Source organism: Parasutterella secunda, assembly GCF_023336895.1.
GTDB lineage: Bacteria > Pseudomonadota > Gammaproteobacteria > Burkholderiales > Burkholderiaceae_F > Aphodousia > Aphodousia faecalis.
Genome location: NZ_JAMBLT010000018.1, coordinates 1 through 18,148 on the forward strand (window position 1 = coordinate 1; position 18,148 = coordinate 18,148).

The 18,148-nt window shown below is 49.0% G+C and carries 16 protein-coding genes; 8 read left to right on the plus strand and 8 right to left on the minus strand.

The annotated features are described in order from the left end of the window. Positions 1-68: 68 nt before the first annotated feature. The 5 genes from ettA to M3080_RS08975 form a co-directional block, all read right to left on the minus strand. On the minus strand, positions 69-1,733 hold the full coding sequence (ettA, locus tag M3080_RS08955; protein WP_249092791.1) for an energy-dependent translational throttle protein EttA: 1,665 nt from the start codon (positions 1,731-1,733) through the stop codon (positions 69-71). 66 nt (positions 1,734-1,799) lie between these two features. Then, a complete protein-coding gene (locus M3080_RS08960) occupies positions 1,800-2,477 on the minus strand; it encodes a protein kinase family protein (protein WP_249092792.1) in 678 nt (225 codons plus the stop codon). Between the two features lie 17 nt (positions 2,478-2,494). Further along, positions 2,495-2,872, minus strand: a complete 378-nt coding sequence (locus M3080_RS08965; RefSeq protein ID WP_022472394.1) for a hypothetical protein — start codon at positions 2,870-2,872, stop codon at positions 2,495-2,497. Between the two features lie 112 nt (positions 2,873-2,984). Then, entirely contained in the window at positions 2,985-3,419 is a 435-nt protein-coding gene (locus M3080_RS08970; RefSeq protein WP_249092793.1) for a universal stress protein, read from the minus strand. A 123-nt stretch (positions 3,420-3,542) separates the two neighbouring features. Beyond that, complete coding sequence (locus tag M3080_RS08975; RefSeq protein ID WP_249092794.1) at positions 3,543-4,286, minus strand: tRNA threonylcarbamoyladenosine dehydratase; 744 nt, start codon at positions 4,284-4,286, stop codon at positions 3,543-3,545. Between the two features lie 216 nt (positions 4,287-4,502). On the opposite strand from M3080_RS08975, the gene M3080_RS08980 reads away from it, so the two are divergent. The 7 genes from M3080_RS08980 (at position 4,503) to M3080_RS09010 (ending at position 12,557) form a co-directional block, all read left to right on the plus strand. Then, complete coding sequence (locus M3080_RS08980) at positions 4,503-5,402, plus strand: universal stress protein (RefSeq protein WP_249092795.1); 900 nt, start codon at positions 4,503-4,505, stop codon at positions 5,400-5,402. Between the two features lie 90 nt (positions 5,403-5,492). After that, a complete protein-coding gene (locus M3080_RS08985) occupies positions 5,493-6,722 on the plus strand; it encodes an MFS transporter (RefSeq protein WP_249092796.1) in 1,230 nt (409 codons plus the stop codon). A gap of 189 nt (positions 6,723-6,911) precedes the next feature. Next, positions 6,912-8,504: an ABC transporter substrate-binding protein gene (locus M3080_RS08990; protein ID WP_249092797.1), complete on the plus strand. Its 1,593-nt coding sequence runs from the start codon at positions 6,912-6,914 to the stop codon at positions 8,502-8,504. A gap of 108 nt (positions 8,505-8,612) precedes the next feature. Then, positions 8,613-9,593 (plus strand): ABC transporter permease, encoded by a 981-nt coding sequence (locus M3080_RS08995; RefSeq protein ID WP_249092801.1) that lies wholly within the window; start codon positions 8,613-8,615, stop codon positions 9,591-9,593. 12 nt (positions 9,594-9,605) lie between these two features. Further along, on the plus strand, positions 9,606-10,532 hold the full coding sequence (locus M3080_RS09000; RefSeq protein WP_022472401.1) for an ABC transporter permease: 927 nt from the start codon (positions 9,606-9,608) through the stop codon (positions 10,530-10,532). Positions 10,533-10,543: 11 nt separating this feature from the next. Continuing rightward, positions 10,544-11,530 carry an ABC transporter ATP-binding protein gene (locus M3080_RS09005; protein ID WP_249092798.1) on the plus strand — a complete coding sequence of 329 codons (987 nt, stop codon included), beginning with the start codon at positions 10,544-10,546 and terminating at the stop codon, positions 11,528-11,530. Position 11,531: 1 nt separating this feature from the next. After that, complete coding sequence (locus M3080_RS09010; protein WP_022472403.1) at positions 11,532-12,557, plus strand: ABC transporter ATP-binding protein; 1,026 nt, start codon at positions 11,532-11,534, stop codon at positions 12,555-12,557. Between the two features lie 113 nt (positions 12,558-12,670). On the opposite strand, the gene M3080_RS09015 is transcribed toward M3080_RS09010, so the two are convergent. The 3 genes from M3080_RS09015 to M3080_RS09025 form a co-directional block, all read right to left on the minus strand. Next, a complete protein-coding gene (locus M3080_RS09015; RefSeq protein WP_249092799.1) occupies positions 12,671-14,329 on the minus strand; it encodes a Ppx/GppA phosphatase family protein in 1,659 nt (552 codons plus the stop codon). A gap of 2 nt (positions 14,330-14,331) precedes the next feature. Then, positions 14,332-16,650: a polyphosphate kinase 1 gene (ppk1, locus tag M3080_RS09020; RefSeq protein WP_249092800.1), complete on the minus strand. Its 2,319-nt coding sequence runs from the start codon at positions 16,648-16,650 to the stop codon at positions 14,332-14,334. A gap of 219 nt (positions 16,651-16,869) precedes the next feature. Next, the gene (locus M3080_RS09025) at positions 16,870-17,322 is read right to left on the minus strand and encodes an Hsp20/alpha crystallin family protein (RefSeq protein WP_022472406.1); all 453 of its coding nucleotides are present in this window, start codon (positions 17,320-17,322) and stop codon (positions 16,870-16,872) included. A 329-nt stretch (positions 17,323-17,651) separates the two neighbouring features. Between M3080_RS09025 and M3080_RS09030 the strand changes: the two genes are divergently transcribed. Further along, complete coding sequence (locus M3080_RS09030; RefSeq protein WP_022472407.1) at positions 17,652-17,870, plus strand: helix-turn-helix domain-containing protein; 219 nt, start codon at positions 17,652-17,654, stop codon at positions 17,868-17,870. The last annotated feature ends 278 nt before the right edge of the window (positions 17,871-18,148 follow it).

Genomic DNA, 18,148 nt, shown 5'->3' on the forward strand with positions numbered 1-18,148 from the left:
CGCAAGCCACTGACACCGTAGGGAATCCTCGTCGTTCACGGCGAGGAGGATGGCAAAACTAAAACCGATTAGTGCTTCAAAGGTTTAAACCGCAAACGGTGGGGTCTTGCCGCTTCTTCACCAAGACGCTTACGCTTATCCGCTTCGTACTCCGTGTAATTACCGTCAAAGAACACCACTTTGGAATCACCTTCAAATGCCAAGATGTGCGTGGCGATACGGTCTAAGAACCAACGGTCGTGGGACGTCACCATGGCGCAGCCGGCAAATTCTAAGAGTGCATCTTCTAAGGCTCGAAGTGTTTCAACATCTAGGTCATTTGATGGTTCGTCAAGAAGCAATACGTTGCCGCCAGCCAACAGAGTCTTTGCCAAATGCAGACGACCACGTTCGCCGCCAGAAAGCGCACCGACCAATTTCTGCTGATCGCCGCCTTTAAAATTAAAGCGTCCGAGGTAAGCACGCGAAGGCATCTGGAATTTACCGACTTGAAGGATATCCTGACCGTCACTTACCGCTTCCCAAGCAGTCTTGTCATTGGGAAGAGAGTCGCGCATTTGATCCACGGCACTGATTTTGACCGTTTGACCGATTTCAATCTCACCGCTATCGGGTTTTTCTTTACCCAGAATCATCTTAAAAAGGGTGGACTTACCGGCACCGTTCGGACCGATCACGCCCACAATTGCTCCGGGCGGGATCTTAAAGCTCAGATCATCAATCAAGAGTCGATCACCAAAACCTTTGCTTACGTGCTTAAATTCAATGACGTTGTTGCCCAAGCGCTCAGCCACCGGAATAAAGACTTCATTGGTTTCATTGCGTGCTTGGTATTCGTAGCTCGACATTTCTTCAAAACGAGCCAAACGGGCTTTACTCTTGGCCTGACGACCCTTGGCGTTTTGGCGCACCCATTCCAATTCGTGCTTAATCGCCTTCATACGTGCGTCTTCCTGACGCTTTTCAATTTCAAGACGCTTTTCTTTTTGGTCTAACCAAGAAGAATAATTGCCCTTCCAAGGAATACCTTCACCACGGTCTAATTCCAAAATCCATTCAGCGGCGTTATCCAAGAAGTAACGATCGTGCGTAACCGCCACAACCGTTCCGGGGAAGCGATGAAGGAACTGTTCAAGCCACTCCACGCTTTCAGCATCCAAGTGGTTGGTCGGTTCATCCAGTAACAGCATGTCTGGCTGAGAAAGAAGTAAGCGACAAAGCGCCACACGACGCTTTTCACCACCCGAGAGGTGTTCAATCTTGGCGTCCCATGGCGGCAAGCGCAAAGCATCTGCCGCAATTTCCATTTGCGTCTCGGCATTGGTTCCCGCAGCATTGATGATTGCTTCAAGTTTAGCTTGTTCAGCCGCCAGAGCATCAAAATCAGCATCGGGATCAGCATATGCCGCGTACACTTCGTCTAAGCGCTTTTGAGCATTGAGGATTTCGCTTAGCCCCTCTTCCACCGCTTCTTTCACCGTGTGATTGGGATCCAATTGGGGTTCCTGAGGCAAGTAACCGATTTTGATACCGGGCATCGGCAGGGCTTCACCTTCAATGTCCGTATCGACACCGGCCATAATTTTTAAAAGCGTTGATTTTCCAGCGCCATTTAAACCCAAAACACCAATCTTTGCTCCCGGGAAAAAGGACAAGGAGATGTCTTTCAAAATCTGCCGCTTCGGTGGAACTATCTTTCCGACGCGGTTCATCGTAAATACGTACTGTGCCATAACGGTACCGATACCTATAAGAAAAGTTGAAAATAGGCAGCCCCTTAGAGGTTGCCTACCAAAAAATTAATATTTGCGCTTTTTTCTCGCGCGACGGCGTTTTCTCTTGCCAAAGTAGCCCTCAAACACCCATTTGCGTCGCCAGTAAAGCGCTTCCTCATAGAGTGCTTGGCGGTCCTCACCCATGGTTTGCGGCTGCCACTCTTTCCACTTCTTGTATACGCCACTCATATCGACTAATTCGATAATGCGGCGCAAGGAGGCGGGCATCCAACCGGTGGTCAGCGACGCCTGAAAATCAATTAGTAACGGCTTGCCCTCAGGTGAAACAAGCCAATTGCCTGTGCCTCTGGTATCCAAATGCACAACACCCCGATCATGAACACCTTGCAAAAGCGTTTCCATCTCTTCTAGAAATTGAGTGGAAATTTCCGCAGGATCTTTTTTGCCCAAAGGCGTACCCGGCAAAAAGGCGATGGCAATGGCATGGCGGTCAATTACAAAAGAGTCACTGGCAACGCCGGCCACTCCGGTTAACTTCTGAAGGATCTTGAACTCATGGCCCAAAAGAAACGGAGCCAAAAACGTCCTCACCCACCAGTTGCGGGGAGAGAAATCTTTAACTGTCCACTCACGCCCCTGCCAGGTCACACAAGTCACACGTGCGTTGGCTGCACGACCATCCCGCAATAGGCGTGACGGTAGCTCTGCCATTTGCGCACGAGTAAATCCTTCAATTGTCATGAGCTTTATCCAAGTTATTAAGGCATTTGAATTTTGCTTGCCGCCGCTGCGAAACCGGCGTCCCCCGGAGTCACGATCTTGCTGGCGGCTTCACGGCGCATTTCCTCGAGTTTTGCGATGGTTTCTTGAACACCGGCCTTGGCCGCTTCGCCATAACCTTTGACAGCTTCTTCGAGCGTGGCGGCCTTGATTTGGAACGAAATCGGCAAAGGTCCCATTTGAGTCATGATCTGTGTTTCACCCATGTAGACAACATCACGAGCAAAGTCACGGGTTCCGTCAACGGTCACCGGCGTTAACACACGGATCGTACCGATTTTTCGATCGGTAATGATTTCCTCACGCACCAAGGCGCTCACATCCATTTGAACATTCATTTGGTCGAGATCGGCCATTTTTTAATCCTTAAAAAACAAACCCCGTGCTGCCCGTCAAACACAGGCAACGCACGAGGTTATTTCAGCTGAAATAACGGTACCTAATTGTACCGATTTTGTCTGAATAATCTTAACGATAGACCATTACCGGCACTTTGGAGTGCGTGAGCACTTTCTGGGTTTCGCTGCCCAACAGCACCGCTGCCAAACCCTTACGACCGTGGCTGGCCATAAAGATCAAATCGCAGTCAAGCTCATCGCACACGTCCATAATGGCTTCCGAGGGCGAGAAACTCTTTTTAGAGCAGATGGTTGCCTTCACACCGGCTTTGTCAAAGTAGGCGCGGGCCTTTTCAAGACGTTCCTTAGCCTGATCTTTGACGCGTTGATCGTACTGTTCAATGCTTTCAGGACGATATTCGCTTAAATTCGTATAGGAGTATGGCTCAATCACCGTCAACACATACACTTCTGCGCCAAGGTTTTTCGCAAACGATGCGGCTCCTGCCACAGCCATATAGGACAGCTCACTGCCGTCAATCGGAACAAGAATTTTCTTATACATACACTCTCCAGGTACATCTACGCGTACTCTTTTCACTTTTAGTGTAGGCGTTTTTTCATCAAAATAGTTTGCGCTTTGTCAGTTACCGAAAGATTGAATAACCGTTCAGTCCGATTTTCTAAGTTATTGCTTGTACTCATGCAGCAATTGCTCAATACAAGCTTGAGTCAATCTCATGGCAAAGGTGGCTGTCACAGCCATAAAAACACCGAATCCTTCGCCACCGTCTTGACTGCCTCGGACAGATTCATCACTATAGACGGCTCCGATGCCAAAAGCCTTCGGTTTTTCGCCTGACTTTACTTTCGGGAAGCCATACTCTTTTCTAAGCCTAGTGCGCATAGCAGCAATAAGCGAGTCGCCTTTTGCATAAGCAATGTCGGCAAAACTCACCCGCGAGGCATCGACTTTGCCACCCGCTCCGCCGCTAGTGAGCACAATACGTGCTTTTTGAGAAGCTTTGGCCACCAAAAAAGTTTTAGCTGACAGGGAATCAATGCAATCAATAATCGTATCACAGGCGGGAATCAGTTCATCAAAATTGTCCTCACCAACAAAGCGGTCAACGATATCGATACGTGCTTCCGGATTAATCGCCTGAAGTCTTCGGGCAAGCACCTCAACTTTTTTTTGACCGTAAGTTCCGTTAAGCGCCGGAAGCTGGCGATTGGTGTTGCTCTCTTCGACAGTATCGCCATCGATTAATGTGATGTGACCGACAGCTGTTCGGGCAAGAGCCTCTGCCACCCAACTGCCGACACCGCCCACGCCAACCACTACCACATGGGAGTGATTGAGAATTTCAAAAGCCTTCGGGCCAAAAAGACGACTTATGCCGCCAAAACGTCGTTTATCACTAGTATTCATGGTCTGAGATTGATAAAAAGCACAATATGGGCTCACGGGGCTAGCGCTTAACCCCAAATGGCGCTAAAGTGATTGTAAGGAGATTGAAGATAAATTTCGTTCTCCGGTTCTACTTGCTCGCGAGCCCTGATGGGCTTGGGCTTGAGGGTTCGGTGCGCTGTATCTCTTCGCACGCAACCGAACGGCTATTTTTCCATTCTTATAAAAGGATGTTTTATGAAAATCCTTATTCCCGTAGATGGCAGTGTTTATAGTGACAACGCGGTGGCATTCGTTGCCAGTCGTACGACGTTGATCGGCCATGAACCGCATATTGTTTTATTAAATGTGCAGGCTCCCCTGCCCGCCCGTGCGAGCCGACTCGTGAGCCGCGAGGCACTCGATGACTATTACAAGGACGAAAGCGAAAAAGCCTTTAAGCCCGCCCGCAAGATTTTGAAGAAAGCCAAGATGGCTGCCGAAGAAATCGCCAAGGTGGGTACGCCCGCTGAAGAAATCGCCAAAGTAGCCGAAGAAATGAAGGCCGACCTCTTGATCATGGGTTCTCACGGTCGCTCCGCTTTGAAGGGTTTGCTTTTCGGTTCCGTCACAAACGCTGTTTTGGCCTTAACCAAAGTGCCGCTTTTGATGTTGCGTGACAAAGAAGCTCCGCAAACCGATGCGTTAAGCGTAGGCATCGCTGTGGACGGTTCCAAGTTCGGTACGGCCGCTGTGAAGTACGCCATCAAGCAATTAGACCTCTTCGGCGGTCAAGGCGCCAAGATCCACTTGATCAATACCGTGAGTGACTACGCCGGTGCCGTTATGCCTGATATGACCGGCATGGCACTGCCCGCTTTGTCTGAAGACGAAGTGGTCGAGTTGCAAAAGAGCGAATTTGCCGAAGCCATTGATCCGGTGTTGCCGCTTTTCGAAAAAGCCGGCGTCAAACCCAAAGAAGTGTGCTTGGTTGGTAACCCGGGCGATGAAATTGCCGCCTACTGCAAAAAGCGTCACCTTGACATTTTGGTGATGGGTTCTCACGGCTACGGTCGCTTTAAGGCTGCCGTCATGGGTTCTACCGCCACGCGTATCGCCTCTATCGCTGATGTGCCTCTGTTGATTATCCGCAAATAGTTAGCATAATCATCTAGATTCATCAGCTGAAACGAAGCCACAGTGGCCGTCAACCGCTGTGGCTTTGCTTTATTGACCGGAAAAAAATTGATGTCTCCCACCATCATTAAGGTAATTTTGCTCACCGTTGTGGTTCAAATCGGTTGTGTCTCCAACCGCGTAAGCTGCTCGCTTGATGCGCTCTATGAGCAAGCAAGCGCTCTTGAGGTGGGCATCATGATGGCGCTTTTTGCTTTCGTTCCGGCTCTTTTTGCTATTCGTTCCGGTCAGTGGATTGATTCAGTCGGCCCCAAAAAACCTGTTTTAATCGGCATTGCCATCATGAGCGTGGCAGCTTTCCTGCCGCTTGCCTTCGATGTCAAAACGTTTGGTCTTTGGCCTTTATTTGCCGCCTGCATGATTAACGGTTTGGGCTTTATGTTGGTGCAAATGACCAATCAGCAATTGGTGGGCCACCTCTCCAAAGCCGAAAGCCGAACCAATAATTTTGCTTTTTTGGCAATGGGCTACTCGGCGGCAAACCTTAGCGCGCCGATCGCAAGCGGCTACCTTATTGACCACTTGGGCTTTCAGAGTGCCTACACCTTGGCACTTTCTGCCGTTGTCTTAGGTCTGCTCGCCTTTGTTCTTTTTATTCGCTCCAAACTGCCTTCTTCGTGGAACCGTACTAAAGTCGTCAAACGCAAAGGCAACTTTGAACTGATGGGGATTCCGCACGTCAGAAACGTCCTGATAGCGAGCTCCTTTATGTCAATGGCCTGGGATCTTCAAAGCTTTATGATTCCGGTTTACGGCACTGAAATCGGATTGAGCGCCAGTGAAGTCGGTTGGATTTTAGGGGTCTTTGCCGCAGCAACGTTCTTTGTTCGGCTTTTTATGCCGATCATCGCCAGACATCTCACCGAATGGCAAACCATTACCTGTGCCTTTGCGCTCGGAGCGGCCTCCTACGCACTCTTTCCGATATTTAACAATTTCTACATGCTCTCGGCCGTGGCCTTCTTGCTCGGCATGGCCTTGGGTTCTTCGCAGCCCAACGTCATGAGCCTTATTCATACGGAGTCGCCTCCCGGACGCACGGGTGAGGCGTTAGGGCTTCGCACCATGCTCATTAACCTCTGCCACACAACCCTTCCGATCATATTCGGCGGCGCGGGCAATCTCATCGGAGCGGGCGCAGTCTTTTACGTTGTGGCAGGCCTCATGGGCGGTGTGTCCGTTTTCACCTCCCGTTGTCAGAAACAATCCGTCAGCCGTACCTCTCGTCGTGTGGTTGAAGAATTGGAGCAGGAACGTAGCCAAAAAAAGATCAACCAATAGAATCATCCAATCGTCAATCGCTTCATCTAAAAGTATTTTTTCTTCCAAAACATACGGTCAATAGCTTATTTCCCCTTGATTTTGTTGGGAAAATAGTTTGTTTTGCTTATTCACCTCAAACGTTTCTCTAATGCACAATTATTCCAAGGTCTAACGATTTAGACCCCAAGTAAGCAAAGGAAGATCGTTATGTGTAAAAAATTACTTGTTGTGATCCTAGCGAGCATGCTGGGAAGCGCGCAGGCCGAGACCCTGCGTTTTGCCAGTCAAGGCGACTTTCTCACGTTTGACGTTCACAGTCAAAATGAGTCCTTGAATTCGGCGGCAACAGGTTATTTGTACGATTCTTTATTTGCTTACGATAAGAACTGGAAAGTAATCCCCTGGTTAGCCGCATCTTGGAAGCGCAACGATGACAACACCGGCTGGATTCTCAATATCCGAAAAGGGGTGAAATTTCATGAGGGTCAAACGCTCACCGCCAAAGACGTGGCTTTTTCCTTAAATCGCGCGCTTGAACCCAGCAGTCAATTCAAAAACAATATGCTTGGCATTAAAAGTGCCAAGGCACTTGATGATTACACGGTATTGGTGGAAACCGTTTCAGCATCTCCTGTCTTTTTCCGTCAGTTAATTGATGTGAGAATCATCAATTACGAATGGGCAAAAGCACACGGAGCGCTTCATCCTCAAAATGCAAGTGCCAAGGAAGAATCCTTTATGGCGCGACATGCCAACGGCACCGGACCTTTTAGATTGGAAAGCCGGGAAGTGGATGTCAAGACCGTGTTTGTTGAAAACCCGAACTGGTGGAATAAGGCCAATAAAACCGGCAATGTCACGCGAATCGAATACACGCCGATTTCTTCAAACGCCACTCGCACGGCCGCGCTTTTATCCGGTCAAGTTGACCTCGTCATAGACCCGCCCACGCAAGACATTGCCCGACTTGAACGCAACAGCGATATTACGGTCAGGACCGGCTCTGAAAACCGCGTGGTGCTGATCACGTTGGATCAATTTACCGATAAGCCTCTTTTTGTCACGGTTCCCGGTAAAGATAAAGTTAATCCTTTCAAGGATAAACGAGTCCGTCAGGCGCTCTACGAGGCCATTGACATTAATGCCATTCAACGCGCCGTCATGCGCGGCAAGTCTGTTCCGACCGGCACGATTATTGCTCAATCGGTCAACGGCTGGACGCCTGAATTGGCCAAACGTTTCCCCTATGATCCGGAACACGCCAAAAAGCTTTTAGCCGAAGCCGGCTACCCCAATGGCTTTTCCTTCACCATTGACACACCGAATAACCGTTGGATCAATGATGAAGCGATCACCAAAGCCATTGCTTCCATGTGGGCAAAGATCGGTTTGACGGTAAGCGTCAATGCGATGCCGCGTTCACAATTTTTCCCGAAAATTCTGTCATTGAACTCCTCGGCCTACCTCGTCGCTTGGGGTATCAACACCTTTGACGGACTCTATGGACTTCAGAGCCTATCTCAAACGTTTGATGCTAAGACCGGCACCGGACTTGCCAACCTTGGTCGCGTCAGCGACGCGAGAATTGACGAGCTCATTGCCAAGGCTGAAATTGAGGCTGATGAGGTTAAACGGACGGCTTACATCACTGAAGCATTAAAACTCGAAAAAGAGAACTATTACCACATCCCGCTACATGAGCAGTCTCTGACTTGGGCCATGCGCAAAAATATTGACGCGCAAGTCACCCCCAATAACAGAGTCGACGCTTTATCGGTTGTGGTTCACCCCGCTAAATAAACGATCAAAAAGCGTATCTCAAAGTAGTCGGAGCTGCTCGGGCGATGGCCTTAAAGGTTGTCGCCTATGAGTGCTTCGGCGTTGTACGAACTTTTTCGAGAATTCATCATGTTGGAATTTTTTATCAGACGTCTTTTTCAAGCGGCCGTTGTTCTTTTTACCGTAGCGTTTGTGGCGTTTTTACTCTTTCAGTTTGTGGGAGATCCCGTCTCTCAGATGCTAGGCATCGAGTCCACCCAAGCTGACCGCGAGCGGCTGCGTGAGGCGTTAGGACTAAACGATCCGTTCTATGTTCAGTTTTTCCATTTCGTTGCTAACGCTGCCTCGGGTGATTTTGGCATCAGTTTGAGACAAGCCACGCCTGTGTCAGAACTCATTGCGGATCGCTTCCCGGCCACGTTCGAGCTCGCAATGGTCAGCGTTGTGATCGCCACCGTTTTAGGCGTCACATTCGGTGTTTTGGTTGCCATCTACCGAGATAGTTTCCTCGCTCGTTTCTTAATGGGTTTTTCTTTAGTGGGAATCAGCCTACCCACCTTTTTAATCGGTATTTTGTTCATTCTCGTTTTCTCGGTTTGGTTAGGGTGGCTGCCTAGTTACGGCCGAGGCGAAGTAAGCAGCATCGGTTGGTGGACAACCGGGCTTTTAACCGCTGACGGTTGGGCGCATTTAATACTGCCGGCCTTGACACTGTCTGTGTTTCAACTGGCGCTCATCATGCGGCTGGTGCGGGCCGAGATGCTGGAAGTTTTGCGCTCCGACTTCATTAAATTTGCCAGAGCGCGCGGTTTGAGTGAACGCTCTGTGCACTTTAAGCACGCCCTGAAAAACACGCTCATTCCAGTCATCACCATCGTAGGATTGCAGTTGGGCGGCATCATCGCCTTTTCCATCGTCACCGAAACCGTTTTTCAATGGCCGGGCCTGGGGCTTTTATTCATCCAAGCGGTGCAATTTGCCGATATCCCCGTGATGACGGCCTACCTGTGCCTGATTGCACTCATGTTCGTGCTCATTAATTTTCTTGTTGACTGGCTCTATACCGTGGTTGATTCGCGTCTTAAACCCGGTCTGTCTAAAAAACACTAAAAGGGAGCCATCATGAGAAATCGTATTGTTCAAGCCTTATTCACTTTCAAAGAAAGCGATCTCTTCTGGAGTTTTCGACATTCGCCCGTGGCTATCATCGCTCTTATCGTGACGGTGCTTTTAATGGCCTGCGCTCTTTTTGCTCAAAGCGTTGCACCTTTTAACCCGTACGATCTGGCTGGCCTGGATTTGATGTCGGCTCACTTGCCGCCTTCCTGGTCTGACGGGGGCGACAGCCGTTATTGGTTGGGTACCGATGATCAGGGCCGAGACCTCTTTTCCACCATGCTCTATGGGCTGAGGCTGTCGCTGAAGATCGGATTGATTTCCGTTGTGCTGTCGCTTCTTTTAGGCGTCTGTCTGGGGCTTATTTCAGGATTTGTCGGAGGCAGGCTGGATGCATTCATCATGCGTGTGTGCGACGTAATGTTAAGTTTCCCGGCTATTTTGATTGCCCTTTTAATCGATGGCATTGCTCGAGCCAGTCTTTCTCAACAAATGCACGACGAATTGGCTGAACCTGTTTTGATTTTAGCCATTACCCTTTCGGGTTGGGTGCAGTACGCGCGGACGGTTCGTGGGCAGACTTTGGTTGAAAAACAAAAGGATTATGTGAGCGCAGCCAAACTGATTGGCGCGGGCACTTGCAGAATTCTCTTTAAGCATTTGATGCCAAACGTCATGAGCTCAGTTTTGGTGCTCGCAACCGTTCACGTCGGAACCGCTGTCATTACCGAAGCCACGCTTTCCTTTTTGGGTGTGGGCGTTCCGCCCACCACGCCATCACTGGGCACATTAATCCGTGTCGGCAATGAATTCCTCTTCTCTGGCGAATGGTGGATCACCATCTTCCCGGGACTTGCCCTGGTTGCTCTGGTTTTGTCGGTGAATTTACTGGGTGATTGGCTGCGAGATGCGCTTAATCCCAAACTGCGTTAAGGAGTTCAAACATGTCAGACAATGTACTTGAAGTCAAACATCTGCGGGTTGAATTTCCGACTCGAAAGGGATTGCTCGTTGCCGTTGATGATGTCAGTTTTGAAATCGCTCAGGGTGAAATCTTGGGATTAGTCGGTGAATCGGGAGCAGGTAAATCGCTCACCGGCGCTGCCATCATTGGACTATTGGAGCCTCCGGGACACATCGCAGGCGGTGAAGTGTTCGTGGCCGGCCACCGCATCGACAACCTCAAAGCCTCTCAAATGGCGCATGTCAGAGGACGGATGATCGGCGCGATTTTTCAAGATCCCCTCACGTCCTTAGATCCCTTGATGACGGTGGGCGATCAATTGGTTGAAACCATTATGAGGCACTTGCCGCTTGATGCCCACCAAGCCAAAGAGCGTGCCATTGAACTTTTAGCGCAAACGGGCATTCCAGCCCCGGAAAAGCGCGTCAATCAGTATCCCCATCAGTTCTCAGGCGGAATGCGTCAGCGGGTGGTGATTGCCTTGGCACTTGCTGCCAAACCCAAACTCATCATTGCCGATGAACCCACTACCGCCCTTGACGTTTCCGTACAAGCGCAAATTATCGAATTGCTTAAGCGCCTTGCTAAAGAATCGGGATCGGGCATTCTTTTGGTCACGCACGACATGGGGGTGATTGCCGAAACGGCTAACCGTGTGGCGGTCATGTACTCCGGTCGCATTGTCGAAATTGGACCCGTGGCAGAAGTCTTACATAACCCCAAACACCCTTATACCAAAGGCCTGATGGCAGCTATTCCGGATATGAATGAAGCCACGGAATTTTTGCATCAAATTGACGGCGCGATGCCTAACCTCGCCAATATTCCCGCCGGCTATGCTTTCCACGATCGTTGCCGGAATAAATGCGAGAAATGCTCACAGCTTCGTCCCCACTTAGTCACGGCCGCCCCCAACCATCTAGTGGCCTGTTGGTTGATGGAAAACGGTAAAGAGGCAGGAGAATAAGATGACCAATACTCAAAAAACAGAGGCGGTTTTAGTTCACGTAAAGCACCTTACCAAACAGTTTGATGTCTCGGAGCCTTGGCTTACGCGCCTGGTTAATCATTCGCCCAAGATGACCCTGACGGCAGTCGATGATGTCAGCTTTGACATCTATCGCGGTGAGATTTTGTCTTTAGTCGGAGAATCGGGCTGCGGAAAAAGCACAACGGCTAAACTGCTGTGCGGTCTCTATGAACCGTCTTTTGGCTCCGTTACCGTTGACGGCATTGATCTTGCCACGCTTTACAACAAAAAAGAAAGTGCTCTCGCAAAAAGTCTCAGACGACGCATCAATATGATTTTTCAAGATCCGTATGCAAGCTTAAATCCCCGCTGGCGCGTGCGCGACATCATCGCTGAACCAATTCGTGTACAGAAACTTTTGACAGATCAAAAGGCTATTGATGACCGTGTCAATGAGTTGATGAGCTTGGTGAAATTAAATCCTGAGGACGCCGATAAATATCCGCATCAATTCTCCGGCGGCCAAAGGCAACGCATCTCCATTGCCAGGGCTTTGGCCAGCAACCCTGACTTCCTAATCTGTGACGAGCCGACTTCGGCCTTGGATGTATCCGTTCAGGCACAAATTCTCAATTTGATGCTTTCGGTTCAAAAGAAAGTCGGCCTGACGTATCTTTTTATTTCGCACAATCTTTCGGTCGTGCATCACATTTCCGACCGCGTGGGAGTCATGTACCTTGGACGTCTGGTGGAACTAGCCCCCAAGAAGCTGCTTTTTAAGTCCCCGCAACATCCGTACACCAAAATGCTTTTGGATGCGATTCCGGACATGAAAATGACCGGCAAACCCCGTATTCCGATTAAGGGGGAAGTTCCCAATCCCCTCAATCCTCCAACTGGCTGCGCGTTTCACCCGAGGTGCCCCATTGCCTGTGAGCGGTGCAAAAAAGAAAAGCCCCAGTTGCGGGACATTGTGATTGAAGGAGAAACTGTGCGCGTTGCTTGCCATGCGGTTGGTGACTAGTACAGAAACTCGCTTTATAGCGCAAAGCGGCTTAGATGATTGCACACCTAAGCCGCTTAAAGATAAAAGAGTAACTATTCTTAAGTCATCGGTTTGAAACCCAGACCCAAGATTTAAAGCCCGATGATCTCCAACTCACGATCTTCGATCGTGAAGCGAAAATCAATCGCCACACCTAATACTCGTTTAATTTGCTTGCGGATTTTTTCAATGGAGGCCTGCTCAAGGGGAGCAGGCGAAGTCAACAGTACCTCAATGGTGAGATTATTGCCCTTTTTCACAAGCTTGAGGCTCTTCGCTAACGAACGGTGCGTGCGATCCAGATTTTCGGCGATGAAAAGACAGAGCGCGGCCCACTTCTGAGCCTTTGTGGCTGGCGCTCCTTGCAGAAACGCCGGCAATTCACTGCTCGGACGGGAGTGCCAGAAAACCAAACGAGCCATGGTGAGCACCTCTTGCTCGGTAAAACCCAACAGAGGACAATAACGAATCAGGTACGCGCCGTGCATGTAGTGCTTGTCGTACGAAATCGCAATCCCAATGTCATGAAGTCTGGCTGCGTAACCGATCAACTCAGGCAATCCGGGCTGGCTTTCGCAAAGCTTTAGTTTTTGAGCCTGTTCAAACAAACTCAAAGCCACCTCGCCCATGTGCTTGGCATGAGCTTTTTCGCAGTGATAGTGCTTGGCCAGACGCTTAACGCTTTTCTTTCGCCAATAATTTTCCTTTTTCCCGTCACGGTCAAAATGACGCTCAATGTAGTCAACCACCTGACCGTCTTGCAAGTTATTGGGTGTGACGTAAACACTGGATAAGTCCAATGTTTGCAAAATGGTGAGCAAAATCGCCGCTCCCCCCACAATCACCTGCGCACGGGCGGGACTTAAACCCGGCAGTTTTTCTCGCTCGGCAGAAGTCATCTGCGACAGGGACTTAGCCAATGCGGCAATTTGCGAGCGCTTTAATTCAATGCCGGCTTCTTTTTGTAGAAACCCTCCGGCCTCTCCAAACTTGGCTTGAGCCAAATTCAAAAGCGCCTGGGCGGTCCCGGAGCTTGCAATCGCAGCCTTAAAACGAGAGCGCTCGGTTTTCTTCAGAATGTGCTGAATTTTCTCCTGAGCTCTTTGCTGCATTTTGGCAAAAACACTCGAAGAGATTTTGCCTTGAGCGTTGCCCTTAAAGGCATCGGTCATCATTACGCAACCGATGTTTAAGGACTCCAAAAAATAGATCTTGTCTCGAGAGGAAACCGACACCTCGGTGCTGCCGCCCCCGATATCGATAAAGAGAAACGAATCTTTGGTCTTGGGCAGAGAATCCCAAATACCGACCCGAATCAAACGCGCTTCCTCATCACCTGAAATAACCTGCAGGTCAAAACCCGTGCGCTCTTTTACTCGGTTAACAAAGTCAATACTGTTTTGTGCTACACGCAAAGCGGCTGTACCAACCGCCACCACCTCAGTCACCCCGTATGAGTGGCAGATTTCGGCAAACTCGACCAAGCAGGCTAAAGCCCTGTCCATCGCTTCGGGTTGAAGCTCTTTGGTTTCGAAAGCCCTTTCGCCTAACCGAACCATACTTTTGACGCGATTTAAAACCGTCACACGTCCCCGTCGGTCAAACTCCACAACGGTCAATCGTGAGGAATTACTGCCCAAATCAATAAAACCCACACGGGTGACGGTCGGATTGGGACGAACAAAGCCTCGCTCTTGTGACTTGGCCGACTCCTCGGCCAAGTTCAAATACTGGTGATTGGTACTCGACATGGTTAGTACAGACTCTTTAAATGATTTTGGGCGTTCTGAGCATCCACTTTCTTCATGCCTTTCGGACGAACAAAACGTTTGTATTCACCGGTCGGTCCCATAATCCAGGATTGTTCCGTATCGGCCAACTGCAACCTCATGATGTTATTCATAATGTTGCGACGGATCTTTTCGTGAAGAATCGGCGTGAGCACTTCAATACGGCCGTTTAAGTTGCGGCTCATCATATCGGCGCTCCCGATATACATCCGCTCATCGCCATTATGATTGAACCAGTACACACGGGCGTGCTCCAGATAGCGTCCCACAATGGATTTGACGGAAATATTTTCCGACAAACCGGGGATACCCGGGCGCAGGCAGCAAATGCCGCGAACGACGCACTCAATTTTCACACCGGCAATACTGGCCTTATAGAGTTCAGCGATGATTTCCCCGTCCACCAATTGATTGCACTTGATCATGATGTGACCGTTACCATGTTCACGGTGCAGGGCCACCTCCTCCTGAATCAACTTGGTGATGGACGGACGAAGGCTCTTGGGCGAAACGAACAGTTTTCTGTACGTGAAGATATCACCACAGCCGGTCATCACGTTAAAGAGATCGGTCACATCGGCGCAAATCGCTTCATCGGCCGTAATCAATCCCAAGTCGGTATAAATCTTAGCCGACGAGGCATTGTAGTTACCCGTTCCGATATGAACATAGCGCTTAATGCCGCCTTCTTCACGGCGCACAACCAGGCAAAGCTTCGCATGAATCTTTAAGCCTACGAAACCGTAGACAACGTTCACACCCGCGCGTTCCAACTCTTCGGCCCAATTGATATTGCGCTCTTCGTCAAAACGGGCTTTTAGTTCCACAACAGCCGTCACTTGTTTGCCACGGCGGCGAGCCTCAAGCAAGCTGCGGATCACAGGCGAGTCACTGCCACAGCGGTAAAGCGTTTGTTTAATAGCCACGACTTTAGGATCGCGCGCGGCCTGATCAATAAAATTCAACACCGCTTGGAAGCGATCATAGGGGTGATAGAGCACCACGTCGCGCTTTTTAATCGCTTCAAAACAATCACGTTCCCCGTCGAGCTCTTTAGCCAACTTTGTGGGATCGGCCTTGTACTGAAGCTTCGGCCGGTCAATACAGCCCAAACTCATAAATTCAGAGAAGGCAAGCGGAATCTTTTGCTTGTAGATCTGATGCGGTTTCACTTCTAGGTGCTCAATCAGAAGGTCAGCCAAACGAACCGGCATGCCACGGCCCATTTCAACGCGCACGATGTCGCCAAAGCGTCGTTGATCGACATAATCACGAACCGCCGCTAAAAGGTCATCGGCTTCGTCTTCTTCAATTTCGCCGTCCGTGTTGCGCGTGATGCGGAATTGTCCCGCGGCGTTTACTTTGTAGCCCGGGAAAAGTCGTTCCATGCACTCTTCTATCAGGTCTTCGACCAAAACGACGTTGACTTCGCTGTAGCTTGAGTCATAGGCCAACTTGGCGTTAACGTCTTCCTTACCCTTCGGTAAATAAAGGAAACGCGGAACGTTGTTGGGACACTTCAAGCGCGCGTAGCGAATGTCATTTTTATTTTTTTCGCTCACCAACTCAATGATGAAATTGATGCTGGTGTTTGAGACAAGCGGGAACGGGTGACCGGAGTCAATCGCCTGAGGGGTCAAAATCGGGAAAATCTCGTGATCAAAATAATCACTTAAGATTTCGCGCTTTTTCTGAGGCAGATCCGCGTAGTCCACAATGCGGATGGACTGCTTGGCTAACTCGGGCAACAGATCCTTTTTCCAAAGCTCTTCTGCTTCTTCAGTCAATTCCCGTACGCGACGGCCGATTTCAGATAATTGGCGTCTGGGAGGAAGTTTGTCCGCACCGGTTGCTTCGGCGCCGCTTTGCACCTGTTTCCAAACGTTGGCAACACGAACCATGAAGAATTCATCCAAATTGTTAAAGAAAATGGATAAAAACTTCACCCGTTCCAGAAGCGGCACAGACTTATCCTCAGCCTGTTCCAGCACCTTGCGGTCAAAATCGATCCAATTGATCTCACGGTTGAGATAAAACTCGGGATTGGTTACATCAATGGGTTTCCCCGCTTTAATTTCAGGGATTGATCTTGTTTTCTTTTGAGTGGTGCTTCTGCGAGTACGCTTGGCAGCGGTTGTTGTTTTCTTTGCGGCAGCGGCCTTTGTAGCCGATGTTTTATTCTCGGTTTTTGTATTGTCCACCTTGTCACCTACTTTTAAAACGACAGAAGCATCCCCCTGACCCTCTGTCGCAGTCATTTCCGAAACATCCGCTTTGCCCATGAAATTTCTCCAAAATAAAAAGATCCCGTTCGGTTTAAACCGTTATTTTGAAGAACGAATATGACAAAGCCATGAACGTCTTACTTCTAAGATAACACTAAAGGAGAAGGGGAAAAGACTTTTTTTGCTTTCGGCAAAAATAAACCCGTGCGAATCGGTCACTTCGCACGGGCTATTTTGTTTTTTAGGCCTCAAGCGGCTTCTAAACAATTCTTATTGTTATTTAATAGCAATTTGTTTCTGAACGGGCACTTCAGGAGCTTTCTTAGGAACGCTGATCTGAAGAATACCGTTTTCAAACTTGGCATCAATATCTTCTTCGCGAATATGTTCACCCACGTAGAAGCTTCTTGAGCAGGAACCGCTGTAGCGTTCACGACGAATGTAACGGCCTGTCTTTTCTTCTTTTTGATCACGTTCCAAACCCTTTTGAGCCGTAATCGTCAAATAACCCTCTTTCAAATGGGCTTGAATGTCTTCTTTCTTAAAGCCCGGCAGATCAATATCCAACTCGTAACTTGTATCCGTTTCACGAATATCGGTCTTCATGATACGAGAAGCGTTCTTACCAAAGAGCGGATCGCGTCTGCCTTCTCCTTCATAAGAAGTCAAACCGAACATATTGTCTAAATCATCAAAAAGGTTTTCACCATAAACAGTCGGAAACAACATCTCAAACTCCTCAATTCTCTTCATCGAAGGCGAAGCTCTGTTTTTCTGGGGGCCTCGGCCTCGAGCAATCATCTGCGGTTCTGTGCAACTCTTTTGAGCTCACTCACCGCTTTCACTACTGAATGTGAGTCCTTTTTTCTTCATTTAAAGAGCCATTATGTTTCAATATGTAACAGCTTTACAAAAAGTAGCTATTTGTCTCTACCTCCCCCCTTATTTTTAGGCTTAGAGCCTTGTATGATAGAGGGCTGTCTAAGGGCTAACCCAAGATAAAAACCGCGGATCCCCCCAAATGACAATGACAAAAATTAAACAAGCGGAGAAAATTTATGGTTACGACTTTTGATAAGGAACAGACGCGCCAATTGCTGTCCTACCGACTTGAACTCGGTCTCACACAAATGGAAGTTGCCAAGCGCATGGGAACTGTCCAGCCTGCAGTCGCCCGCTTAGAAGGCAAGTTAAACCGCGGCGTCTATCCTTCAGTGACAACACTGCAAAAGTATGCTCAGGCCCTGGGCAAAAAAGTTGTTCTGAAGTTTGAATAATTGAAACCTTCCCGAAAAGAGACGGCCGTTTAGACCGTCTCGGGGAAGTGTTCACTTCAACACGATCTTTGATCTAATTTCTCATCTTTTCAATCTTTTCAGACTTGTTCAGTCAAGGCAATCCAAAACTAAAAACAACCGTTGTTCTCCACGCAGAACAATGAGTTCACTTGTTATTTCACTTCCTTTTTTCCTATTACACAACGACAAAAATGCCGACGATGAAAACATCAATCGGGTGGATGTCCCTGTTTTTTTATGTCTTATTTTTTAAGTGA

Bases quoted from the DNA above. Each gene is read 5' to 3' on its own strand.
- M3080_RS08970 (WP_249092793.1), bottom strand. From the start codon at position 3,419: ATGTATAAGAAAATTCTTGTTCCGATTGACGGCAGTGAGCTGTCCTAT.
- ppk1 (WP_249092800.1), bottom strand. From the start codon at position 16,650: ATGGGCAAAGCGGATGTTTCGGAAATGACTGCGACAGAGGGTCAGGGG.
- M3080_RS09000 (WP_022472401.1), top strand. From the start codon at position 9,606: ATGAGAAATCGTATTGTTCAAGCCTTATTCACTTTCAAAGAAAGCGAT.
- M3080_RS08975 (WP_249092794.1), bottom strand. From the start codon at position 4,286: ATGAATACTAGTGATAAACGACGTTTTGGCGGCATAAGTCGTCTTTTT.
- M3080_RS08960 (WP_249092792.1), bottom strand. From the start codon at position 2,477: ATGACAATTGAAGGATTTACTCGTGCGCAAATGGCAGAGCTACCGTCA.
- M3080_RS09025 (WP_022472406.1), bottom strand. From the start codon at position 17,322: ATGTTGTTTCCGACTGTTTATGGTGAAAACCTTTTTGATGATTTAGAC.
- M3080_RS08985 (WP_249092796.1), top strand. From the start codon at position 5,493: ATGTCTCCCACCATCATTAAGGTAATTTTGCTCACCGTTGTGGTTCAA.
- M3080_RS08990 (WP_249092797.1), top strand. From the start codon at position 6,912: ATGTGTAAAAAATTACTTGTTGTGATCCTAGCGAGCATGCTGGGAAGC.
- M3080_RS09010 (WP_022472403.1), top strand. From the start codon at position 11,532: ATGACCAATACTCAAAAAACAGAGGCGGTTTTAGTTCACGTAAAGCAC.
- M3080_RS08980 (WP_249092795.1), top strand. From the start codon at position 4,503: ATGAAAATCCTTATTCCCGTAGATGGCAGTGTTTATAGTGACAACGCG.
- M3080_RS08995 (WP_249092801.1), top strand. From the start codon at position 8,613: ATGTTGGAATTTTTTATCAGACGTCTTTTTCAAGCGGCCGTTGTTCTT.
- ettA (WP_249092791.1), bottom strand. From the start codon at position 1,733: ATGGCACAGTACGTATTTACGATGAACCGCGTCGGAAAGATAGTTCCA.
- M3080_RS08965 (WP_022472394.1), bottom strand. From the start codon at position 2,872: ATGGCCGATCTCGACCAAATGAATGTTCAAATGGATGTGAGCGCCTTG.
- M3080_RS09005 (WP_249092798.1), top strand. From the start codon at position 10,544: ATGTCAGACAATGTACTTGAAGTCAAACATCTGCGGGTTGAATTTCCG.
- M3080_RS09030 (WP_022472407.1), top strand. From the start codon at position 17,652: ATGGTTACGACTTTTGATAAGGAACAGACGCGCCAATTGCTGTCCTAC.
- M3080_RS09015 (WP_249092799.1), bottom strand. From the start codon at position 14,329: ATGTCGAGTACCAATCACCAGTATTTGAACTTGGCCGAGGAGTCGGCC.